This is a genomic window from Pseudomonas sediminis (genome assembly GCF_002741105.1).
Taxonomy (GTDB): Bacteria; Pseudomonadota; Gammaproteobacteria; order Pseudomonadales; family Pseudomonadaceae; genus Aquipseudomonas; species Aquipseudomonas sediminis.
Genome location: NZ_NIQU01000001.1, coordinates 1,033,260 through 1,051,205, shown reverse-complemented (window position 1 = coordinate 1,051,205; position 17,946 = coordinate 1,033,260). Strand labels below are relative to the sequence as shown.

General features: G+C 62.9%; 22 protein-coding genes. 6 read left to right on the top strand and 16 right to left on the bottom strand.

The genetic code is table 11. The features are described from left to right. Positions 1 to 14: 14 nt before the first annotated feature. Positions 15 to 452, bottom strand: coding sequence for an LPS-assembly lipoprotein LptE (locus tag CDO35_RS04845; RefSeq protein ID WP_099522817.1), 438 nt, complete (start codon positions 450 to 452; stop codon positions 15 to 17). Positions 453 to 530: 78 nt separating this feature from the next. On the opposite strand from CDO35_RS04845, the gene pip reads away from it, so the two are divergent. Genes pip through CDO35_RS04830 form a run of 3 tightly spaced genes read left to right on the top strand, consistent with a single transcriptional unit; the run spans position 531 to position 2,524 of the window. After that, complete coding sequence (gene pip / locus CDO35_RS04840; RefSeq protein WP_099522816.1) at positions 531 to 1,502, top strand: prolyl aminopeptidase; 972 nt, start codon at positions 531 to 533, stop codon at positions 1,500 to 1,502. Further along, positions 1,499 to 1,936 (top strand): D-aminoacyl-tRNA deacylase, encoded by a 438-nt coding sequence (gene dtd / locus CDO35_RS04835; RefSeq protein ID WP_099522815.1) that lies wholly within the window; start codon positions 1,499 to 1,501, stop codon positions 1,934 to 1,936. The genes pip and dtd overlap by 4 nt, the downstream gene beginning before the upstream one ends. 33 nt (positions 1,937 to 1,969) lie before the next feature. Further along, positions 1,970 to 2,524 carry an RDD family protein gene (locus tag CDO35_RS04830; RefSeq protein ID WP_099522814.1) on the top strand — a complete coding sequence of 185 codons (555 nt, stop codon included), beginning with the start codon at positions 1,970 to 1,972 and terminating at the stop codon, positions 2,522 to 2,524. Positions 2,525 to 2,586: 62 nt separating this feature from the next. On the opposite strand, the gene CDO35_RS04825 is transcribed toward CDO35_RS04830, so the two are convergent. The 9 genes from CDO35_RS04825 to ubiE form a co-directional block, all read right to left on the bottom strand. Next, a complete protein-coding gene (locus CDO35_RS04825; protein WP_099522813.1) occupies positions 2,587 to 3,297 on the bottom strand; it encodes a 16S rRNA (uracil(1498)-N(3))-methyltransferase in 711 nt (236 codons plus the stop codon). Beyond that, the gene (gene tatC / locus CDO35_RS04820) at positions 3,294 to 4,094 is read right to left on the bottom strand and encodes a twin-arginine translocase subunit TatC (protein ID WP_099522812.1); all 801 of its coding nucleotides are present in this window, start codon (positions 4,092 to 4,094) and stop codon (positions 3,294 to 3,296) included. Before tatC ends, CDO35_RS04825 begins: the two co-directional genes overlap by 4 nt. After that, positions 4,091 to 4,435 carry a Sec-independent protein translocase protein TatB gene (gene tatB, locus CDO35_RS04815; protein ID WP_099522811.1) on the bottom strand — a complete coding sequence of 115 codons (345 nt, stop codon included), beginning with the start codon at positions 4,433 to 4,435 and terminating at the stop codon, positions 4,091 to 4,093. Before tatB ends, tatC begins: the two co-directional genes overlap by 4 nt. Before the next feature lie 3 nt (positions 4,436 to 4,438). Continuing rightward, a complete protein-coding gene (gene tatA / locus CDO35_RS04810) occupies positions 4,439 to 4,672 on the bottom strand; it encodes a twin-arginine translocase TatA/TatE family subunit (protein WP_099522810.1) in 234 nt (77 codons plus the stop codon). A 22-nt stretch (positions 4,673 to 4,694) separates the two neighbouring features. Continuing rightward, complete coding sequence (locus CDO35_RS04805; RefSeq protein WP_099522809.1) at positions 4,695 to 5,030, bottom strand: phosphoribosyl-ATP diphosphatase; 336 nt, start codon at positions 5,028 to 5,030, stop codon at positions 4,695 to 4,697. Further along, complete coding sequence (hisI, locus tag CDO35_RS04800) at positions 5,023 to 5,421, bottom strand: phosphoribosyl-AMP cyclohydrolase (protein WP_099522808.1); 399 nt, start codon at positions 5,419 to 5,421, stop codon at positions 5,023 to 5,025. The genes CDO35_RS04805 and hisI overlap by 8 nt, the downstream gene beginning before the upstream one ends. 70 nt (positions 5,422 to 5,491) lie before the next feature. Beyond that, positions 5,492 to 7,078 carry a ubiquinone biosynthesis regulatory protein kinase UbiB gene (ubiB, locus tag CDO35_RS04795; RefSeq protein ID WP_099522807.1) on the bottom strand — a complete coding sequence of 529 codons (1,587 nt, stop codon included), beginning with the start codon at positions 7,076 to 7,078 and terminating at the stop codon, positions 5,492 to 5,494. Beyond that, on the bottom strand, positions 7,075 to 7,692 hold the full coding sequence (locus tag CDO35_RS04790; protein ID WP_099522806.1) for a ubiquinone biosynthesis accessory factor UbiJ: 618 nt from the start codon (positions 7,690 to 7,692) through the stop codon (positions 7,075 to 7,077). Before CDO35_RS04790 ends, ubiB begins: the two co-directional genes overlap by 4 nt. Continuing rightward, positions 7,692 to 8,462 carry a bifunctional demethylmenaquinone methyltransferase/2-methoxy-6-polyprenyl-1,4-benzoquinol methylase UbiE gene (gene ubiE / locus CDO35_RS04785; RefSeq protein WP_099522805.1) on the bottom strand — a complete coding sequence of 257 codons (771 nt, stop codon included), beginning with the start codon at positions 8,460 to 8,462 and terminating at the stop codon, positions 7,692 to 7,694. The genes CDO35_RS04790 and ubiE overlap by 1 nt, the downstream gene beginning before the upstream one ends. Positions 8,463 to 8,609: 147 nt before the next feature. On the opposite strand from ubiE, the gene CDO35_RS04780 reads away from it, so the two are divergent. From CDO35_RS04780 to CDO35_RS04770, 3 genes are all read left to right on the top strand, one after another. After that, positions 8,610 to 8,885: a polyhydroxyalkanoic acid system family protein gene (locus CDO35_RS04780; protein WP_099522804.1), complete on the top strand. Its 276-nt coding sequence runs from the start codon at positions 8,610 to 8,612 to the stop codon at positions 8,883 to 8,885. A 171-nt stretch (positions 8,886 to 9,056) separates the two neighbouring features. Continuing rightward, positions 9,057 to 9,503, top strand: coding sequence for a phasin family protein (locus CDO35_RS04775; protein WP_099522803.1), 447 nt, complete (start codon positions 9,057 to 9,059; stop codon positions 9,501 to 9,503). A gap of 10 nt (positions 9,504 to 9,513) precedes the next feature. Continuing rightward, entirely contained in the window at positions 9,514 to 10,407 is an 894-nt protein-coding gene (locus tag CDO35_RS04770) for a phasin family protein (protein WP_099522802.1), read from the top strand. Positions 10,408 to 10,498: 91 nt separating this feature from the next. On the opposite strand, the gene CDO35_RS04765 is transcribed toward CDO35_RS04770, so the two are convergent. The 6 genes from CDO35_RS04765 to hslU form a co-directional block, all read right to left on the bottom strand. After that, complete coding sequence (locus CDO35_RS04765) at positions 10,499 to 11,113, bottom strand: TetR/AcrR family transcriptional regulator (protein ID WP_099522801.1); 615 nt, start codon at positions 11,111 to 11,113, stop codon at positions 10,499 to 10,501. Positions 11,114 to 11,180: 67 nt separating this feature from the next. Next, a complete protein-coding gene (phaC, locus tag CDO35_RS04760; RefSeq protein WP_099522800.1) occupies positions 11,181 to 12,863 on the bottom strand; it encodes a class II poly(R)-hydroxyalkanoic acid synthase in 1,683 nt (560 codons plus the stop codon). A gap of 230 nt (positions 12,864 to 13,093) precedes the next feature. Next, positions 13,094 to 13,951, bottom strand: coding sequence for a poly(3-hydroxyalkanoate) depolymerase (phaZ, locus tag CDO35_RS04755; RefSeq protein WP_017678527.1), 858 nt, complete (start codon positions 13,949 to 13,951; stop codon positions 13,094 to 13,096). Positions 13,952 to 14,104: 153 nt separating this feature from the next. Continuing rightward, a complete protein-coding gene (gene phaC / locus CDO35_RS04750; protein ID WP_099522799.1) occupies positions 14,105 to 15,784 on the bottom strand; it encodes a class II poly(R)-hydroxyalkanoic acid synthase in 1,680 nt (559 codons plus the stop codon). Positions 15,785 to 16,080: 296 nt separating this feature from the next. Then, positions 16,081 to 16,452, bottom strand: coding sequence for a gamma-butyrobetaine hydroxylase family protein (locus tag CDO35_RS04745; protein WP_099522798.1), 372 nt, complete (start codon positions 16,450 to 16,452; stop codon positions 16,081 to 16,083). A gap of 79 nt (positions 16,453 to 16,531) precedes the next feature. Continuing rightward, positions 16,532 to 17,872: an HslU--HslV peptidase ATPase subunit gene (gene hslU / locus CDO35_RS04740; protein ID WP_099522797.1), complete on the bottom strand. Its 1,341-nt coding sequence runs from the start codon at positions 17,870 to 17,872 to the stop codon at positions 16,532 to 16,534. Positions 17,873 to 17,946 lie beyond the last annotated feature (74 nt).

Sequence of the window (17,946 nt, the reverse complement as noted above, 5' to 3'; positions counted from 1 at the left end):
TCCGGGCTACGCTTTCACTCCCAGTCCAGTCGCGCGAGTTTCCACTCGTTGCCGTCCAGCCACCATTCCAGCTTCACCGAGTAGTGCCGCGCGCTGTCGGGAATCAACCCTTCGGCGCCGCTAAGACCCACCTGCGCTTCGGTATAACCCTTGCTGCTGATTGCCGAGTCGATCCAGCTGTTCTTGCCCAGTGCGATGACCTTGATGTTCTTGTGGCGCAGGAACAGCAGGGTCATGGTGCGTTTGGCCCATTCACGGTCCAGCTCCTGGCGGGCCAGGAAATCATCATGTAGCAGGTCCAGCACCGCACCGGTGCTCTTGGCCTCGATATTGTCCTGCAACTGCTGTACGGCCGCCTCCAGCGCTGCCTGTGGGTCGTCACGACCACCGCAGCCGGCGAGCAGAAGGGTGAAGGACATAAACAGCGACCAAGCCAGATGACGCATCGACATGCTGAACTTCCTTTTCATGGTTATGATGCCGGGCAGAGTGGAACACGGCAGTTGTAGCCCAGCCAACAGGAGCCAACCATGCAGACTTTGTATCCGGAGATCAAACCCTACGCCCGCCATGAGCTGGCGGTCGAGCAACCGCACGTGCTTTACGTCGACGAGAGCGGCTCTGCGGATGGGTTGCCGGTACTGTTCATCCATGGTGGCCCTGGCGCCGGCTGCGATGCGGCCAGCCGCCGCTACTTCGATCCTGCTCTGTATCGCATCGTCACCTTCGACCAGCGTGGCTGCGGCCGCTCCACGCCGCACGCGAGCCTGGAGAACAACACCACCCAGGCGTTGATCGCCGATATCGAGCGTATTCGCGAGCACCTGGGCATCGACAAGTTCGTGCTGTTCGGCGGCTCCTGGGGTTCCACCCTGGCGCTGGCTTATGCGCAGACGCATCCGCAGCGCGTGCATGGGTTGATCCTGCGCGGCATCTTCCTGTGCCGGCCGCAGGAGCTCAGCTGGTTCTATCAGGAGGGCGCCAGCCGCCTGTTTCCTGATTATTGGGAAGATTACGTGGCGCCCATCCCGGCGGAGGAGCGCGGCGACCTGATACAGGCCTTCTACAAACGCCTGACCGGTGCCGACCAGATCGCCCAGATGCATGCGGCCAAGGCCTGGTCCACCTGGGAGGGGCGCACCGCCACCTTGCGTCCCAACAGCCAGGTGGTCGACCGATTCAGCGATGCCCATCGCGCACTGTCCATCGCCCGCATCGAATGCCACTACTTCGTTAACGACGCCTTTCTCGAACCCAACCAGTTGCTCCGTGACATGCCGAAGATCGCCCACCTGCCGGGCATCATCGTGCATGGCCGATACGACGTGATCTGCCCGCTGGATAATGCCTGGGCGCTGCATCAGGCATGGCCCAACAGCGAGCTGCAGATCATCCGTGATGCCGGGCACTCTGCAGCTGAGCCCGGCATTACCGATGCCCTGGTGCGCGCCGCGGATGAGCTGTCGCGACGCCTGCTCGACCTGCCGCCGGAGGATGCGTGAAGCTGCTGATCCAGCGCGTCACTGAGGCGCGGGTGGAGGTGGAAGGGGAAGTGGTCGGGCGCATCGATCAGGGCCTGCTGGCGCTGGTCGGCATCGAACCGCAGGACGATCAGGCCAGTCTGTCGCGCGCGCTGCACAAGCTGCTGAACTACCGCGTGTTCAGCGATGAAGCGGGCAAGATGAATCGTTCGCTGACGGATATGCAGGGTGGCCTGTTGCTGGTCTCGCAGTTCACATTGGCGGCTGACACCAAGAGCGGCATGCGCCCCAGCTTCTCCAGCGCTGCACCGCCTGCGCAAGGTGCTGCTCTGTTCGACGGTTTGGTCGAAATGGCCAAGGCCCAGCACCCGCAGGTCGCCACCGGGCGCTTCGGCGCCAATATGCAGGTGCACTTGGTCAACGATGGGCCGGTGACCTTCCTGTTGGAGGTTTGAGTATCAGCAGATATGTTCCAAAAATGAGAGTGAATGGGAATGGACGACCGCCGTATCAATCGTTTTACCTATGAGCACCAAGGCTCTGGGCAGCAGTACCAACTTGTAGGTATCCTCGACCGCGGGGCTGGCGCTTTACTGGATTTCCTTTCGGTAACAATTCTGTCGGTTGCAGGTATTCTGGGCGCGGCATTGTTGATGCATTTCACCACCGGTTATGGCGGTCTGTTCGCTCTGCTGAGCAAAGTAGCGCTAGTGCTGTCGGGGCCAGTCTATTTTCTGTTCTGTTGGCACCTTTGGGGTAAGACCCCAGGAATGAGGGCCGTTAGCGCCGAACTGGTGGACGCTCGCACATTAGAGCGACCGCTGTGGTGGCGGCTGGCTCTACGCTATTTGGTTTTCGTGGCATTGATTGTCGTGCTTGGTGGCTATGCCTTTCTCTTGTTGGCTGTCTGGATGACAGTGGATAAGCGCAAGCAGGGGCTGCACGATCGCGTTGCTGGCACTTTGGTCATTCTGCGTATGCCCTTGGCGCTGCGGGAGGATCACTGCGATATGTCGGATCAGGCTTCAGATGCTGTTACCTGAGTCGTAGTAAAGGCTACGGCTTCTAGAGTGGATGACTCGGAGCTTATCTACCGCTCAGGGCATCAAAATAATCTGGCCAGCAACGCCGGCACGGCCGTCTCCACTCGCAAGATTCTCTCGCCGAGTTGCACCGGCTGCAGGCCTGCGGCTTCACGCAGCAGCTCGACTTCGTAGGGAATCCAGCCACCTTCCGGGCCGATGGCCAGGGTCACTGGTTCCTCTACTGCACGCGGGCATGATGGGTAATCACCGGGGTGGCCGGTCAGGCCGAGCGTGCCTGCTGCCAACGCCGGCAGGCGATCCTCGACGAAGGGCTTGAAGCGTTTCTCGATGCTCACCTCGGGCAGCACCGTATCACGCGCCTGTTCCAGGCCCAGAATCAGTTGTTCGCGAATGGCCTCGGCCTCGAGAAATGGCGTCTGCCAGAAGCTCTTCTCCACGCGATAGCTGTTGACCAGCACCAAGCGCGGTACGCCCATGGCGCTAACGGTTTGCAGCACGCGCTTGAGCATCTTCGGGCGGGGCAGGGCGAGGATCAGCGTCAGCGGCAGCTTGGCCGGTGGGGGTTGGTCGAGGCTGACCTGCAGTTCGGCGTGCTCGGCATCCAGAGCGATCAGTCGACCTTCGCCCATCAAGCCGTCAAGGCGACCGACGCGCAGGCGGTCACCGGTTTCGGCGCGATGCACTTCATGCAGATGCTTCAGGCGCCTGCCACTGAGACGCACCCGGTCGCCGTCGACGAAGTCGGCGTCTTCCAGCAGCAGCAGATTCACGGTAGTGGTGCGGGTGGTTGGTCTTCGGGCTCGGCCTCGGCTTCTTCCTCGGTCTGTTCCTCGTCGCGCTTGCGCTTGACCATGGCACCAGCCAGCACGCCGGCCTCGAACAGCAGCCACATAGGTACTGCCAGCAGCGTCTGCGAGAACACGTCCGGCGGCGTCAGCACCATGCCGACCACGAAGCAGCCGACGATCACGTAGGGGCGGCTCTTGCGCAGTGTGGCGACGTCTACCAGCCCGACCCAGATCACCAGAAATGTGGCGATGGGGATCTCGAATGCCACGCCGAAGGCGAAGAACAGGGTCAGGACGAAGTCCAAGTACTGGCCGATGTCGGTCATCATCGCCACGCCTTCCGGCGTCACGCTGGCGAAGAAGCCGAACATGATCGGGAACACCACGAAGTAGGCGAAGGCCATGCCGGCATAGAACAGGAAAATACTGGAGACCAGTAGTGGCACCGCGATACGCCGTTCGTGGGTATACAGCCCTGGCGCGATGAAGCCCCAGATCTGGTGCAGGATCACCGGCATACCGAGAAACAACGCACACATCAGCGTCAGTTTGAACGGCGTGAGAAACGGCGAGGCGACGCCCGTGGCGATCATCGTCGCGCCTTCCGGCAGGTAGGCGCGCAGCGGCGCTGCTACCAGAGCGTAGATATCCTGAGCGAAGTAGAACAGGCCGGCGAAGATCAGCAGGATGATCACTACACAGCGCAACAGGCGAGTACGCAGCTCGGCCAGGTGCGAGACCAGGGGCATTTCCTGGTCGGCTTGTGGATTATTGCTCATGGCTGGGGATTCTTGTCCTGAACGCTCTGGGCCGTTTCGGTGGTCGCTTTGGCGCTGTTCTCGGCTGGCGGGCTGTTACTGCTGCCGGTGCCGAGAATGTCCTGCTTCATCGCCTTCATCTCGCGCTCCAGCTCCAGAATCCGCTCGTTGTGCAGCTGGCGACGAATTTCATCAGCACCGATCTCGCGCTCCACCTCGGCCTTGATCGAGTTGAAGCTGCGCTTGATCCGGCCGATCCACAGGCTGGCCGTGCGCACGGCGCCGGGCAAGCGCTCAGGGCCGAGCACCACCAGAGCCACGAGGCCGACCAGTAATAGCTCGGTAAAACCGATGTCGAACATGGCTTAGTCTTTCTTCGCCGGCTCTTCGACCTTGCGTGCCTGGGCATCGATGGTCTGGCCCTTGGGCTCTTCCACGGCGGGCTTTTCAGCTTCGCTGCTATCCATCGATTTACGGAAGCCCTTGATCGCGTCGCCCAGATCCGAGCCCAGGCCTTTCAGGCGCTTGGTACCGAAAAGCATGACCACGATGAGCAGGATGATCAGGAGTTGCCAGATGCTGATACCGCCGAAACCCATGATGAGTTCTCCGTTGTGAAAGTTATTCGGATTGCGGTCGCGCGGCTTTTTCCGCGTGGCCGGAGAGGCCGAAACGGCGATCCAGTTCATCCAGCACGGCCTGAGGATGCTGGCCGAGGGCGGCGAGCATGACCAGGCTGTGGAACCACAGATCGGCGGTTTCGTAGATCAGGTCCTTGCAGTCACCGCTGGTGGCGGCGTCCTTGGCGGCGAGGATGGTTTCCACCGATTCCTCACCGACCTTTTCCAGAATCTTGTTCAGGCCCTTGTGATAAAGGCTGGCGACATAGGAGCTGTCGGCCGCTGCGCCCTTGCGCGCTTCCAGTACCTCGGCCAGGCGGCTCAGGGTGTCACTCATGGCTGTGTCCTGCATAGATGGCGTGCGGGTCTTTCAGCACGGCGTCGACGGTTTTCCAGTCGCCATTCTCGTATACGCGATAGAAGCAGCTCTCGCGACCGGTGTGGCAGGCGATGCCGCCCAGTTGCTCGACCATCAGCACGATGACGTCGGCGTCGCAGTCCAGGCGCAGTTCGTGCAGCTTCTGCACATGGCCGGACTCTTCGCCCTTGCGCCACAGCTTGCCACGTGAGCGCGACCAGTAGATGGCGCGGTTCTCGGCGGCGGTGAGAGCGAGGGATTCGCGGTTCATCCAGGCCATCATCAGGATGCGGCCGCTCTGGTAATCCTGGGCTATCGCTGGCACCAGGCCGTCTTCGTTCCAGTGGATTTCGTCGAGCCAATCTTTCATCGGTGTTCCAAGTCTGCCGGGCCCTTGGGCCCGTGAATTCACCAAGTGTGCCAGTGCCGCGGCCAACTGGCTATCGGCGCAGCACCAGATAGAGTCCGCCGCCGACCATCAGCCAGGCGGGCCAGGCGGCCAGCAGCGGTGCCAGGCCTTGAATGGTACCGGCAGCGATCAGTGCGGCGCCGAGCAGGCGTAGTGGCCATCGGTCGCTGCTGGGGTGCTGCTCTTCGCGTTGCTGCGAGCGCTGCAGGCGCTCCAGGGTGTCGCGGGCGATCTGCGACAGGTGCGGCACCTGCTCGGCCTGTTGCTGCAGATTGCGCAGCAGGTGCAGCGGGCTGATGCGTTCGCGCATCCAGCGTTCGAGATAGGGCTGGGCGGTGCTCCACAGGTCCAGGTCTGGATACAGCTGGCGGCCGAGGCCTTCGATGTTGAGCAGGGTCTTCTGCAGCAGCACCAATTGCGGCTGCACTTCCATGTTGAAGCGCCGTGCGGTCTGGAACAGGCGCAGCAGCAACTGGCCGAAGGAGATGTCTTTCAGCGGCCGCTCGAAGATCGGCTCGCAGACGGTGCGGATGGCAGCCTCGAACTCGTTGACCTTGGTCTCCGCCGGCACCCAGCCGGAGTCGATGTGCAACTGCGCGACCTTGCGGTAGTCACGCTTGAAGAAAGCCAGCAGGTTGCGCGCCAGGTAGTCTTGGTCCTCGTCGGTAAGGCTGCCGACGATGCCGCAGTCGATGGCAATGTACTGCGGGCTCCAGGGCGTGCGCGTGCTGACGAAGATGTTGCCAGGGTGCATGTCGGCGTGGAAGAAGCTGTCGCGGAACACCTGGGTGAAGAAAATCTCCACGCCGCGCTCGGCCAGGAGCTTCATGTCGGTGCGCTGGTCGGCCAGGGTGGCCAGGTCGGTGACCGGAATGCCATAGATGCGCTCCATCACCAGCACCTGCGGACGGCACAGGTCCCAGTACACCTGCGGTACGTAGAGCAGCGGCGAACCGTCGAAATTGCGCCGCAGTTGGCTGGCGTTGGCCGCCTCGCGCAGCAGGTCGAGCTCGTCGAAGATGGTCTTCTCGTAGTCGCTGACCACTTCCACCGGGCGCAGGCGGCGGGCATCGGCCGAGGCCTTCTCGGCAATGCGGGCGATCAGGAACAGCCAGGCCAGATCCTGGCGGATCACCGGCTTGAGGCCTGGGCGTACGACCTTGACCACCACTTCCTCGCCGGTCTTGAGCTGCGCGGCATGCACCTGCGCGACCGAGGCAGAGGCCAGCGGCTGGCTGTCGAAGCGGGCGAACAGTTCGCTCACCGGTGCGCCGAGCTGACGCTCGATCAGGGCGATGGCCTGGGCTTCGGGGAACGGCGGTACCTGATCCTGCAGGCGCGCCAGTTCGTCGGCGATGTCTGGCGGCATCAGGTCGCGGCGAGTGGACAGCAGTTGGCCGAACTTGATGAAGATAGGTCCGAGGTCTTCCAGCGCCAGGCGCAGGCGTGCGCCGCGCGACAGTTGCGACGGTTTGCGCGGCAGCCAGCGCCACGGCAGCAGCCAGGACAGTGCGCGCAGCCAGAATGGCAGCGGCAGTTCGAGGAGCAGGTCGTCCAGTTGATAGCGGATGACCACGCGCTGGATACGCAGCAGACGGCGAACGGCAAGCAGCTTCATGCGTCGGACTTATTGGCAGAAGTGAGGCGCTCGATGCGTGCTTCCAGGCGGTCGAGGGCGAGTTTGAGATGGTCCAGCTCGGCAAAGCGCACATCGGCTTCGCGCTGGCCCACCAGCGTGCGTGACTCTTCGGCCAGGTAGTCGGCCAGGTCCTGCTTGAGGCTGGCAGCGCCGTTGCTGGCCAGGTTAACCCGGCTGCGCAGATGGCCGGCGAGCAGGGTAGTGGCCACCGGGCCGAGCCAGCGGGAGACTTCGTATTCCCAGTCCAGCTCCAGATCCTGGAGGATGCCGGCCAGTTGCAGCAGCACCGCGCTGTCGCCATCGAGCGAGACCTCCGGTCGGTGCAGCACGGCGGTCTTGTCGCGGCTCAGTGCCAGGCGCGCCAGGCTGGCGGCGGGTGCGGTGAGCGTGCAGTCTGGCGGTGCATGCCATTGCGACGCCAGTTGCAGGCCGTCACCGCTGGGCAGGATGAACAGCTCCAGAGCGGGGCTCTGGCAGTGCACGGCGATGACCTTGCCGCTCAGCGCCTGCAGGCGCGGCAAGGCCGTGCCGTCGAGGCCGAGAACCCGGTTGAGGCCCGTTTCGACGCCGGCCAGCAGCCCGGTTAGCAGCATCAGGGCTTGATGCCGCGGTGCAGGGCGACGATGCCGCCGGTCATGTTGTGGTAGGTGACGCGTTCGAAGCCGGCATCGACCATCATCGCCTTGAGGGTTTCCTGATCCGGGTGCATGCGGATCGACTCGGCGAGGTAGCGGTAGCTTTCCGAGTCATTGGTTATCAGCTTGCCGGCCAGTGGCATGAAGCTGAACGAGTAGGTGTCGTAGACCTTGGCCAGCAGCGGGTTGCCGGGCTTGGAAAACTCCAGCACCAGCAGGCGACCACCGGGCTTGAGCACGCGCAGCATGGAGGCGATGGCCGCATCCTTGTGGGTGACGTTGCGCAGGCCGAAGGCGATGGTGACCACGTCGAAGTGATTGTCGGGGAACGGCAGCTTCTCGGCATCGGCCTGAACGAACTGCACGTTGCCGGCCACGCCCTTGTCCAGCAGGCGGTCGCGACCGACCTTGAGCATGGAGTCGTTGATGTCGGCCAGCACCACTTCACCGGTCGGGCCGACGATGCTGGCGAACTTGCGGGTCAGATCCCCGGTACCGCCGGCGATGTCCAGCACACGGTTACCGGGACGCACGCCGGACAGTTCGATGGTGAAACGCTTCCACAGGCGGTGCAGGCCGCCGGACAGCACGTCGTTCATCAGATCGTACTTGGCCGCCACCGAGTGGAAGACTTCAGCCACCTTTTCCGCTTTCTGGCTTTCCGGTACGTCCTGGAAACCGAAGTGGGTGGTGGGTTCCTGCTCCTGGGCCTTGCGTGGATCGCTCATGTCGCTCTCACCGGGTAGAAAACCGCACCATTCTAAAGGCGCCTGGCGCCTTTGTCTTGCCTGGGTGCCCGCTTGCCCGATGGGCTGGTAGAGTGATGTGACCTCATGCCGCAGCCGCGCGGCACGCTGCCAGTTCAAGGAGTTTCCATGTCCCGTATTCGTGTCGAACGATCCCATTCCCTCGGTCGCGAAGGCGCCCGCGAAAAGGCCGAGCGCCTGGCCGAACGCCTGGCCAGCGAGTACGACGTGCGCTATCGCTGGAACGGCGACACCCTGGAGTTCAAGCGCAGCGGTGCCGACGGCAGCATCGCGGTGGGTGAAAACACTGTGCGTGTCGAGCTCAAGCTCGGTCTGCTGCTATCGCCCATGGGCGGCATGATCCAGCGCGAGATCGAGCAGGTGCTGGACAAGTCGCTGGCCTAAGATTGGTAGCAAGCCGGTAGGGTACGCTGTGCGCACCTTTTGCTGGGGTGCTTGAGCATGCGTACTCTCGCTTGCTCCTAGTATGCGATTTCTAATTTTTCTCCTTAGGGTGTACCCAAGCCTGCATTCCGTGGGCGTTTCCGCTAACTGTCAAAGCGCGTGAGGTGCACCATGTCGAAAGTATCCGTGAAGAAAAAAGTAGAAACCGTGGTCGAAGACAAAGCCGGTCTGTTCGACGACGTGAAGGGCTATGCCCGCAAGATCTACCTCGCTGGCCTGGGCGCTTACGCCAAGGCGGGTGTCGAGGGGGCTGAATACTTCAAGGAACTGGTCAAGGCCGGTGAAGGCGTCGAGAGCAAAGGCAAAAAGCTGGTCGACGAGCAGGTAGAAGCCGCCAACAGCCAGATCGAATCGGTCAAGCAGTCGGTCAATTCCAATGTCACCAGCGTTAAAGGCAAGGTCGAAGTTCAACTCGACAAGATCGAGAAGGCTTTCGATACTCGTGTGGCTTCCGCTCTGAACCGTATCGGCATTCCGTCCAAGCAGGATGTTGAAGCACTCTCTGCTAAGCTGGATGAGCTGAGCGCGTTGCTCGAGCATGTCGCGCGTACCAAATAAGGAGATCAGGATGGCTGTTAAGAAGAAAACCGAGAAACAGACCAGCTCCTGGATCGGCGAGGTCGAGAAATACTCGCGTCAGATCTGGTTGGCAGGCTTGGGCGCTTACTCCAAGGTCAGCAAGGACGGCACCAAGCTGTTCGATACGCTGGTCAAGGACGGCGAGAAGGCTGAGAAGCAGGCCAAGAGTGAAGTCGACAAGCAGGTTGGTGCGGTGAAAGCCGGCGTCGGCTCCAAGGTCGGTTCCGCCAAGTCCAAGGTCGATGAAGTCCGGGGCAAGGCGATCGGCAAGTGGGGTGAGCTGGAAGAGGCTTTCGACAAGCGTCTGAACAATGCCATCTCGCGTCTGGGCGTGCCCAGCCGCAACGAGGTCAAGGCATTGAACGACAAGGTCGACAGCCTGACCAAGCAGCTGGAAAAAATTACCGGTGTATCGGCGAAATCGGTGGCCAAGCCAGCAGCCAAGGCTGCGCCTAAGCCTGCCGCGAAAGCAGCCGCCAAACCGGCTCCGAAAGCAGCTGCCAAACCCGCTGCAAAACCGGCCGCCAAACCTGCTGCTAAAGCTGCAGCCAAGCCCGCAGCCAAACCGGCCACTGCAAAAGCTGCCGCAAAACCTGCGGCAGCGGCCAAGCCAGCAGCCAAACCTGCGGCCAAGCCCGCGGCGAAACCGGCAGCCAAGGCCGCAGCGAAACCCGCTGCCAAGCCAGCAGCAGCCGCCAAGCCCGTAACCAAGCCTGCGGCCAAACCGGCGGCGGCGAAGAAACCCGCAGCGAAGAAGCCGGCTGCGCCCAAGGCAGCAGCGCCGAAACCGGCTGCACCGGCTCCGGCACCTGCCGCTGCTGCGACCCCGACCGCTGCACCGGCTCCGGCTGCCACTCCGGCAACCCCAGCCACCTCGTCCTGAGTGTCTCAGGATCAAAAACGCCCGGCCTAGTGCCGGGCGTTTTCATTTCCGGCCCAAGGTGTGCGCCAAGCGCAGCAACCTAGGGTGCGCGTCAGGCTTCCAGATAACGCTGTGCCAGGTGCTCGACGGTGCCGCGTGACGGCTGGTTCAGGTGCGGCGCGACCAGCATCATGATCTGGTACACCACCAGGCGCACTTCACCCTGCTGGTCGAGGATGCGCTGGTAGTCGAGGGAGAACAGCAGGGTCAGAGTGATCTGCTCGACCAGTTGGCCGAGAGCCTGAGTGCCGCTGTTCAATTGCCCATCGGCCATCAGGCGGGCGAGCAGGGCGGCCAGGGTGCGTTTCAGCGCGTTCAGCCAATGGCGAATGCCTCGTGCCAGTTTCGGCAAACGTCCCGCCAGGTTGGACATATCCTGGAACAGAAAGCGGTATTGCGACAGGCGCTCGACGATCAGGTGCAGGAACAGCCAGTAATCTTCGACGTCCAGCTGGGCCTCTGCGGGTGGGTCGAGCAGCGGCGCCATCTCGCTCTGGAAGCGCTCGAACAGTTCCAGTACCAGCGGCTCCTTGCCATGGAAGTGGTAGTAGAGATTGCCTGGGCTGATGTCCAGCTCGTTGGCGATCTCCAGGGTCGAAACATTGGGCTCGCCCTGCTCGTTGAACAACTGCAGGGCGGTTTGCAGAATGCGTTCGCGGGTTTTCATCCTTGGCTTCTTGTTCGACTGCGCGAGGGCTGACGATAACCGGCCAGCGTGCTGGCGGCCACCGCTTTCAGCGGATATGCACGTAGGTGCCGGGTGCCGCCTCCATGGTCGGATGCTTCTGGCTGCCCAGGGTCATCAGCGTCGCGCGTTGCTCGCCGGAGCGCGCCTGAATCCACTCCAGCCACTGCGGCCACCAGCTACCCTGCTGATGCTGGGCGTCGTGATACCAGGCGCGCGGGTCGGAGGTGAGCTTGGCGTTCTCGTAGTAGTTGGCCTTGGGGTTGCCCGGCGGGTTGAGAATGCTCTGGATATGGCCGCTGTTGGAGAGGATGAAGCGGCGGTTGCCGCCGAGCAGCAGGGTCGAGCGGTAGACCGCGTCCCAGGGCGTGATGTGATCGTTGATGCCGGCCACGCTGAAGCTGTCGACAGTGACCTTGGCCAGGTCCACCGGCGTACCACAGACTTCCAGGCCGCCGCTGCGGCTGAGCGGGTTGTGCTTGAAGAAGTCGATCAGGTCACCATGCAGTGCAGCGGGCAGGCGGGTGTTGTCGTTGTTCCAGTAGAGGATATCGAAAGCCGGCGGCTGCTTGCCGAGCAGGTAGTTGTTGATCCAGTAGTTCCAGATCAGGTCATTGGGGCGCATCCAGGCGAATACCCTGGCCATGTCGCGACCATCCAGCACGCCTTGCTGGTAGGAGCGACGCTTGGCCGACTCCAGGGTTTCCTCGTCGGCGAAGAGCATAGCCGGGCTGTCGATCTGACTGTCGAGCAGGCTGACCATATAGGTAGCGCTGGCAACCTTGCGTAACTGCCGGCGCGCCTGCAGGTGGCCTTGCAGGGCGGCGATGGTAAGGCCGCCGGCGCAGGCGCCGAGCAGGTTGACGTCTTTGCTGCCGGTGATCGCGCGGCAGGCGTCGACGGCCTCCTCGACCGCCTGCACGTAGCTCGACAGGCCCCATTCGCGATGCCGTGGATCGGGGTTGCGCCAACTGATCATGAAGGTCTGCAGGCCGTTCTTCAGTGCGTACTGGACGAAGCTCTTGTCGTTGGACAGGTCGAATATGTAGTACTTGTTGATCTGCGGCGGCACGATCAGCAGCGGGCGCAGGTACTGCTTTTCGCTCATCGGCTTGTACTGGATCAGCTCCAGCAGCTCGTTGCGAAACACCACTGCGCCGGGGGTGCAGGCCAGGTTACGACCGACCTCGAAAGCATGCTTGGTCACCTGGCTGGGCATGCCGTCGTTGTGCAGCAGGTCGTCGAGCAGGTGGCGCAAGCCCTTGAATGCACTACTGCCGCCGGTATTGAACAGCTCCTTCAGCGCCTGCGGGTTGAGCGGGCTATTGGAGGGCGACAGCGCGTCGCTCATCAGCGCGGCGAGGAAGCGCGCGCGGGCGCGATCATCGGCTGACAGATCGCTGTCGTCGATCCATGCCGCCAGTTGCTTCTGCCATGCCAGATAGGCCTGCAGGCTACGGCGATAGAAGGGGTTGAGGTGCCAGGTTGGATCGGCGAAACGGGCATCCTGCGGATTGACCTTGTGCAGGGTGTCGCCGAGCAGCACCCGGCCAAGCTGGCCGCCGAAGGCCAGCAGGTGACGACCACTGCGTACCGGGTTCTTCAGGCCCTGGGCGGCCAGCAGGCGCATGGTGGACAACAGATCGCGGCCGCGTACGCCCACTACCGCGCTCTGGGCATTCATGAAACTGGCAGGTGCCGGCAGTGAGGCCGGGTTCGACTTGTCTCGCATGGTGTAACACTCCATCGTCAAACCGCCTGGCAGGTCGTTGAGCACGACCCGCAAGAGACTTTCATGGCGCGGACTGCCTGACGCGCGCCTTGTGCTTGTGCAACCTGTGCAGCAAGCCCTGTACCAGGCGCGCGGGAAGTGCATTCCAGAGCGCCGCGTCGAAAATCGAAGGGGCCGTTATCGGCCCCTTCGTCGCGCATGCCCTACATTGCGCACTAAGCTGGTGCGGGTCAATGCTGGCGCACAGGTGTCGGCTGCGGGTGCATCACCGCGCGGTGCCGTTCCTCTTCGAGAAACTTCATGATGATCGGTGCCACCGCTTCGGCGCGGGTCACCAGGAACAGGTGGCCGTCGTCGATCACGTGCAACTCGGCGTTGGGAATGCGCCAGGCCAGCAGGCGCATGTTGATCAGCGGGATCAGCGGGTCGTCGTCGCCGGCCATCACCAGCGTCGGTTGGCGGATCTTGTGCAGCCAGTGGATGCTGGTCCAGCCGAGGCCGGCGAACAGCTGCCAGTAGTAGCCCATCTTGCCGCCCGAACGCACCTTGCTGGCATGCGCCATGGCCAGCTTGGGGTCGCGACGGAAGGCGCCGCCGTAGATATCCGGGGCGATGCGAACGCCGTAGGACGGCTGCACGTAGCGCCGCGGGCTGGCCATGCGCCAAAGCACCTTGGGCTTGCCTGGCACCATCACCGCGCCGGCCGAGGTGGCGGCGAGGATCAGCTTCTTGCAGCGCTCGGGGTAGTCATGGGCGAACTGCTGCGCGAGTGCGCCGCCCCAGGACACACCGATGGCGTTGACCTGACCGTAGTCGAGATAGTCCAGCATGCGCGCCGCCAGCTTGGCCAGACCGGGAAACCGGTAAGGGGTGGCCGGGGTCGATGAGCCACCCACGCCAGGAACGTCGAAGGCGATGATTTCCAGCTCCGGGTCCAGGGCGGCGACGAAGGGCATCACCAGCTCCAGGTTGGCGCCGATGCCGTTGAAGATCAGCAGCGGCACCAACTGGCTGTTGCCCGGACGCACCGCGGTGCGGATGGTCTGCCCATCGAGGTCGATGGTGCGGAATACGAATGGTTGCGGCATGGGCGCAGCCCCTATGGAGTTAAGCGCTGGAGGCGACGATCCTGGCCGCTTCCAGAATGACCAGGGCAATCCTGGTTCGTCACGCCCGGCCAGGCCGTCGTGACGTGCGGCACTTCCCAGTGCCGCGGGCAGTGTGGCGCCAGAGGCGCAGCATCAACGTTCGTGTACGTAGGTGCCCGGGGCGGCTTCGCCGGCCGGGAATTTCTTGTTGCCCAGGGTGGTGGACGCGTTCTTGGTCTTGCCTGAGCGCTCGGCCAGCCAGGTCTGCCAGTGCAGCCACCAGGAGTCGGCGTGCTTGGTCGAGCTTTCCTGCCAGGCCTTCGGGTCCAGCGGCATCTCGCTATTGGTCATGTAGCGCGCCTTGGGGTTGCCCGGCGGGTTGAGGATGCTCTGGATGTGGCCACTGTTGGATAGCACGAACTCGCACTTGCCGCCGAACAGGTGAGCCGACTTGTAGCAGGAGTCCCACGGCGTGATGTGGTCGGTGGTGCCGGCGACGACGAAGAAGTCGCAGGTGACCTGCTTGAGGTCGATCGGTGTGCCGCAGACTTCCAGCGCGCCCGGGCGGGTCAGCGGGTTGGTCTGGAACATCTCGATGAACTCGCCGTGCAGGGCGGCTGGCAGGCGTGTGGTGTCGTTGTTCCAGTAGAGAATGTCGAACACCGGTGGCTCGTTGCCGAGCAGGTAGTTGTTGACCCAGTAGTTCCAGATCAGGTCGTTGGGGCGCATCCAGGCGAACACCTTGGCCATGTCGCTGCCTTCCAGCACGCCGGCTTGGTAGGAACGGCGCTTGGCCGCTTCCAGGGTTTTCTCGTCGGCGAACAGCGCCACCTGGGTGTCGAGTTGGGTGTCGAGCACGCTGACCAGCAGGGTCAGGGCGTTGACCTTCTGCTGGCCGAGAGCGGCGTAATGGCCGAGCAGGGAGGCGGTGGTCAGGCCGCCAGAGCAGGCGCCGAGCATGTTGACGTCCTTGCTGCCGGTGATGGCGCAGATGACGTCGATGGCTTCCTTGAGCGCCTCGATGTAGGTGGACAGGCCCCACTCGCGCTGCGCCTTGGTTGGGTTGCGCCAACTGACCACGAAGGTCTGCACCTGGCTGCGCAGCAGGAAACGCGCCAGGCTCTTGTCTGGCGACAGGTCGAAGACGTAGAACTTGTTGATCTGCGGCGGCACCACTAGCAGCGGGCGTTCGTGCACGCTCTCGGTGATCGGCTTGTACTGGATCAGCTCCAGCACGTCGTTGCGAAAGACCACGGCGCCGTCGGTGGTGGCCAGGTTCTTGCCGACCTCGAAGGCCTCCATGTTCACCTGGCTGGGCATGCCGCCGTTGTGCACCATGTCCTTGGCCAGGTGCGAGAGACCGTCGAGCAGGCTCTTGCCGCCGGTTTCGAAGAAGCGTTTGACCGCGGCCGGGTTGGCCATGCTGTTGGACGGCGCCATGGCTTCGGTCATCAGGTTGATCACGAAGTGGCCGCGACTGGCGTCCTGCTCGGACAGCGAGCTGTGCTCGATCCAGTCGTGCAGCTCCTTGCGCCAGGCCAGGTAGGTCTGCAGGTAACGACGATACAGCGGGTTCTGGCTCCAGGCCGGGTCGGCGAAGCGGCGGTCACCGTCTTCAGGCTTGAGCGCGGACTGGCCGAGCATGACGTTCTTCAGTTCGAGGCCGAAATGGGCGACATGCTTGGCGCTGTGGAAGGGTTGCTTGAGTGCCTGGGTGAGCACCATGCGGGCAGATGTCAGGAGATCCTTGCCGCGGATGCCAATCACTGGGTTGAGCCCCAGGGTGTTTTCCGAGGCCTGGCGTTTCAGGTCTTCGTTATTCTTATCACTCATCTACGACGCTCCATTGTCCTGAGACGAATACCGGCCTGTGGGGGCGCGCGGCGACACAGGGCCTGGTACTGCTCGGGTTAACCGGGGGCGGATCGAGTCCGCATCTTTCGTTGCATCCGGCACAGCCAAATGCAGGGAACCTGCCAGTTCCTTGGTTACCCGAGTTTTTGAAGTTAAGCAAGCTGGTCAGTGGGGCAGGAGTATGCCGCGATAGATTAGAAAACGCGCTCTAACTGTCGCTAACGTGACTCTATGTGATGGGCGCGAGCGCTCTGCGTCGAGGCTTTTGCAGCCGCTCAGAGCATCAGGCGGACGACCGACTCGCTGGGGTCGCGAGATTTTCCAGCAGCGCTGAGTTCGGCCAGGTAGTCGCTCCACAGCGCGTCCTGGCGTGTGGCCAGTTCGTACAGGTATTCCCAGGTGAACAGGCCGCTGTCGTGGCCATCGTCGAAGCACAGTTTCAGTGCGTAGTTGCCAGCCGGTTCGATGCGCTCGAGACCGACGTTGAGTTTGCCGGTCTGCAGGATCGGCTTGCCATGCCCCTGCACTTCGGCCGAGGGCGAATGCACGCGCAGAAACTCGGCACTGAGCCGATAGCTCTGCTCACCATAACGCAGCTCCAGGGTTTTCGAGGCCTTGTGCAGTTTGATCGCGCTGGGGATGGGCATGGCTGATTTCCGCTATCGGTAGCCCGGATGCAATCCGGGGGCTTTTCAGGGGCCCCGGACTGCATCCGGGCTACGGGGCTTACAGGATATAGCGCGACAGGTCTTCGTCCTGCGCCAGCTCACCGAGGTGGCCGTTGACGTAGGTTGCGTCGATGCGAATCGGTTCGCCGTTCTGCTGGCCAGCCAGATCACCGGCACTGAAGGAGACTTCCTCCAACAGGCGTTCGAGCAGGGTGTGCAGGCGACGGGCACCGATGTTCTCGGTTTTCTCGTTGACCTGCCAGGCGATCTCCGCCAGGCGCTTGATGCCGTCTTCGGCGAATTCGATGCTCAAACCCTCGGTTTGCAGCAGCGCACTGTACTGCTCGGTAAGCGAAGCGTGCGGCTCGCTGAGGATGCGCTCGAAGTCCTGCGGGCTCAGCGCCTTGAGCTCGACGCGAATCGGCAGTCGGCCTTGCAGCTCGGGCACCAGGTCGCTCGGCTTGCTCAGGTGGAAAGCGCCCGAGGCGATGAACAGGATATGGTCGGTCTTGACCATGCCCAGCTTGGTGTTGACCGTGCAGCCCTCGATCAGCGGCAGCAGGTCGCGCTGCACACCCTCGCGAGAAACATCGGCGCCGCCGGTGTTGCCGCGCTTGGCCACCTTGTCGATCTCGTCGATGAAGACGATGCCGTGTTGCTCGACGGCTTCCAGTGCGCGGGCCTTGAGTTCTTCCTCGTTGACCAGGCGCGCGGCCTCCTCGTCGCGTACCAGCTTGAGGGCATCGGCGACCTTGAGCTTGCGGCTCTTCTTCTTGCCCTTGCCCATGCTGGAGAACAGGTTCTGCAGCTGGTTGGTCATCTCCTCCATGCCCGGCGGGGTCATGATCTCGACGCCCATGGGTGAGTCGGCCACTTCGATATCGATTTCCTTGTCGTTCAACTGACCTTCGCGCAGGCGCTTGCGGAACAGCTGACGGGTATTGGAATCCTCGCTGCGCGCAGGCTCATCACCGAAACCCTGGCGTGCAGGTGGCAGCAGCGCGTCGAGGATGCGCTCTTCGGCGGCATCTTCGGCACGGTGACGAACCTTGGTGATCTCCTGTTCGCGCAGCATCTTCACGGCGGCATCGGCCAGGTCGCGGATGATCGACTCGACGTCGCGGCCGACGTAGCCGACTTCGGTGAACTTGGTCGCCTCGACCTTGAGGAACGGCGCGTTGGCCAGCTTGGCCAGGCGACGGGCGATTTCGGTCTTGCCGACACCGGTTGGGCCGATCATCAGGATGTTCTTCGGCGTCACTTCCTGGCGCAGTTCGGCCGGCAGCTGCATGCGCCGCCAGCGATTGCGCAGGGCGATGGCGACGGCGCGCTTGGCGTCGTCCTGGCCGATGATGTGGCGGTTGAGTTCGTGGACGATCTCGCGGGGCGTCATGGACATGGAATCTGGCTCGCTATCGGGAAACTGTGAGCGCCTGTTCGTCGGCATCGGGAACAGGTTCTGAGGCAGTGGAC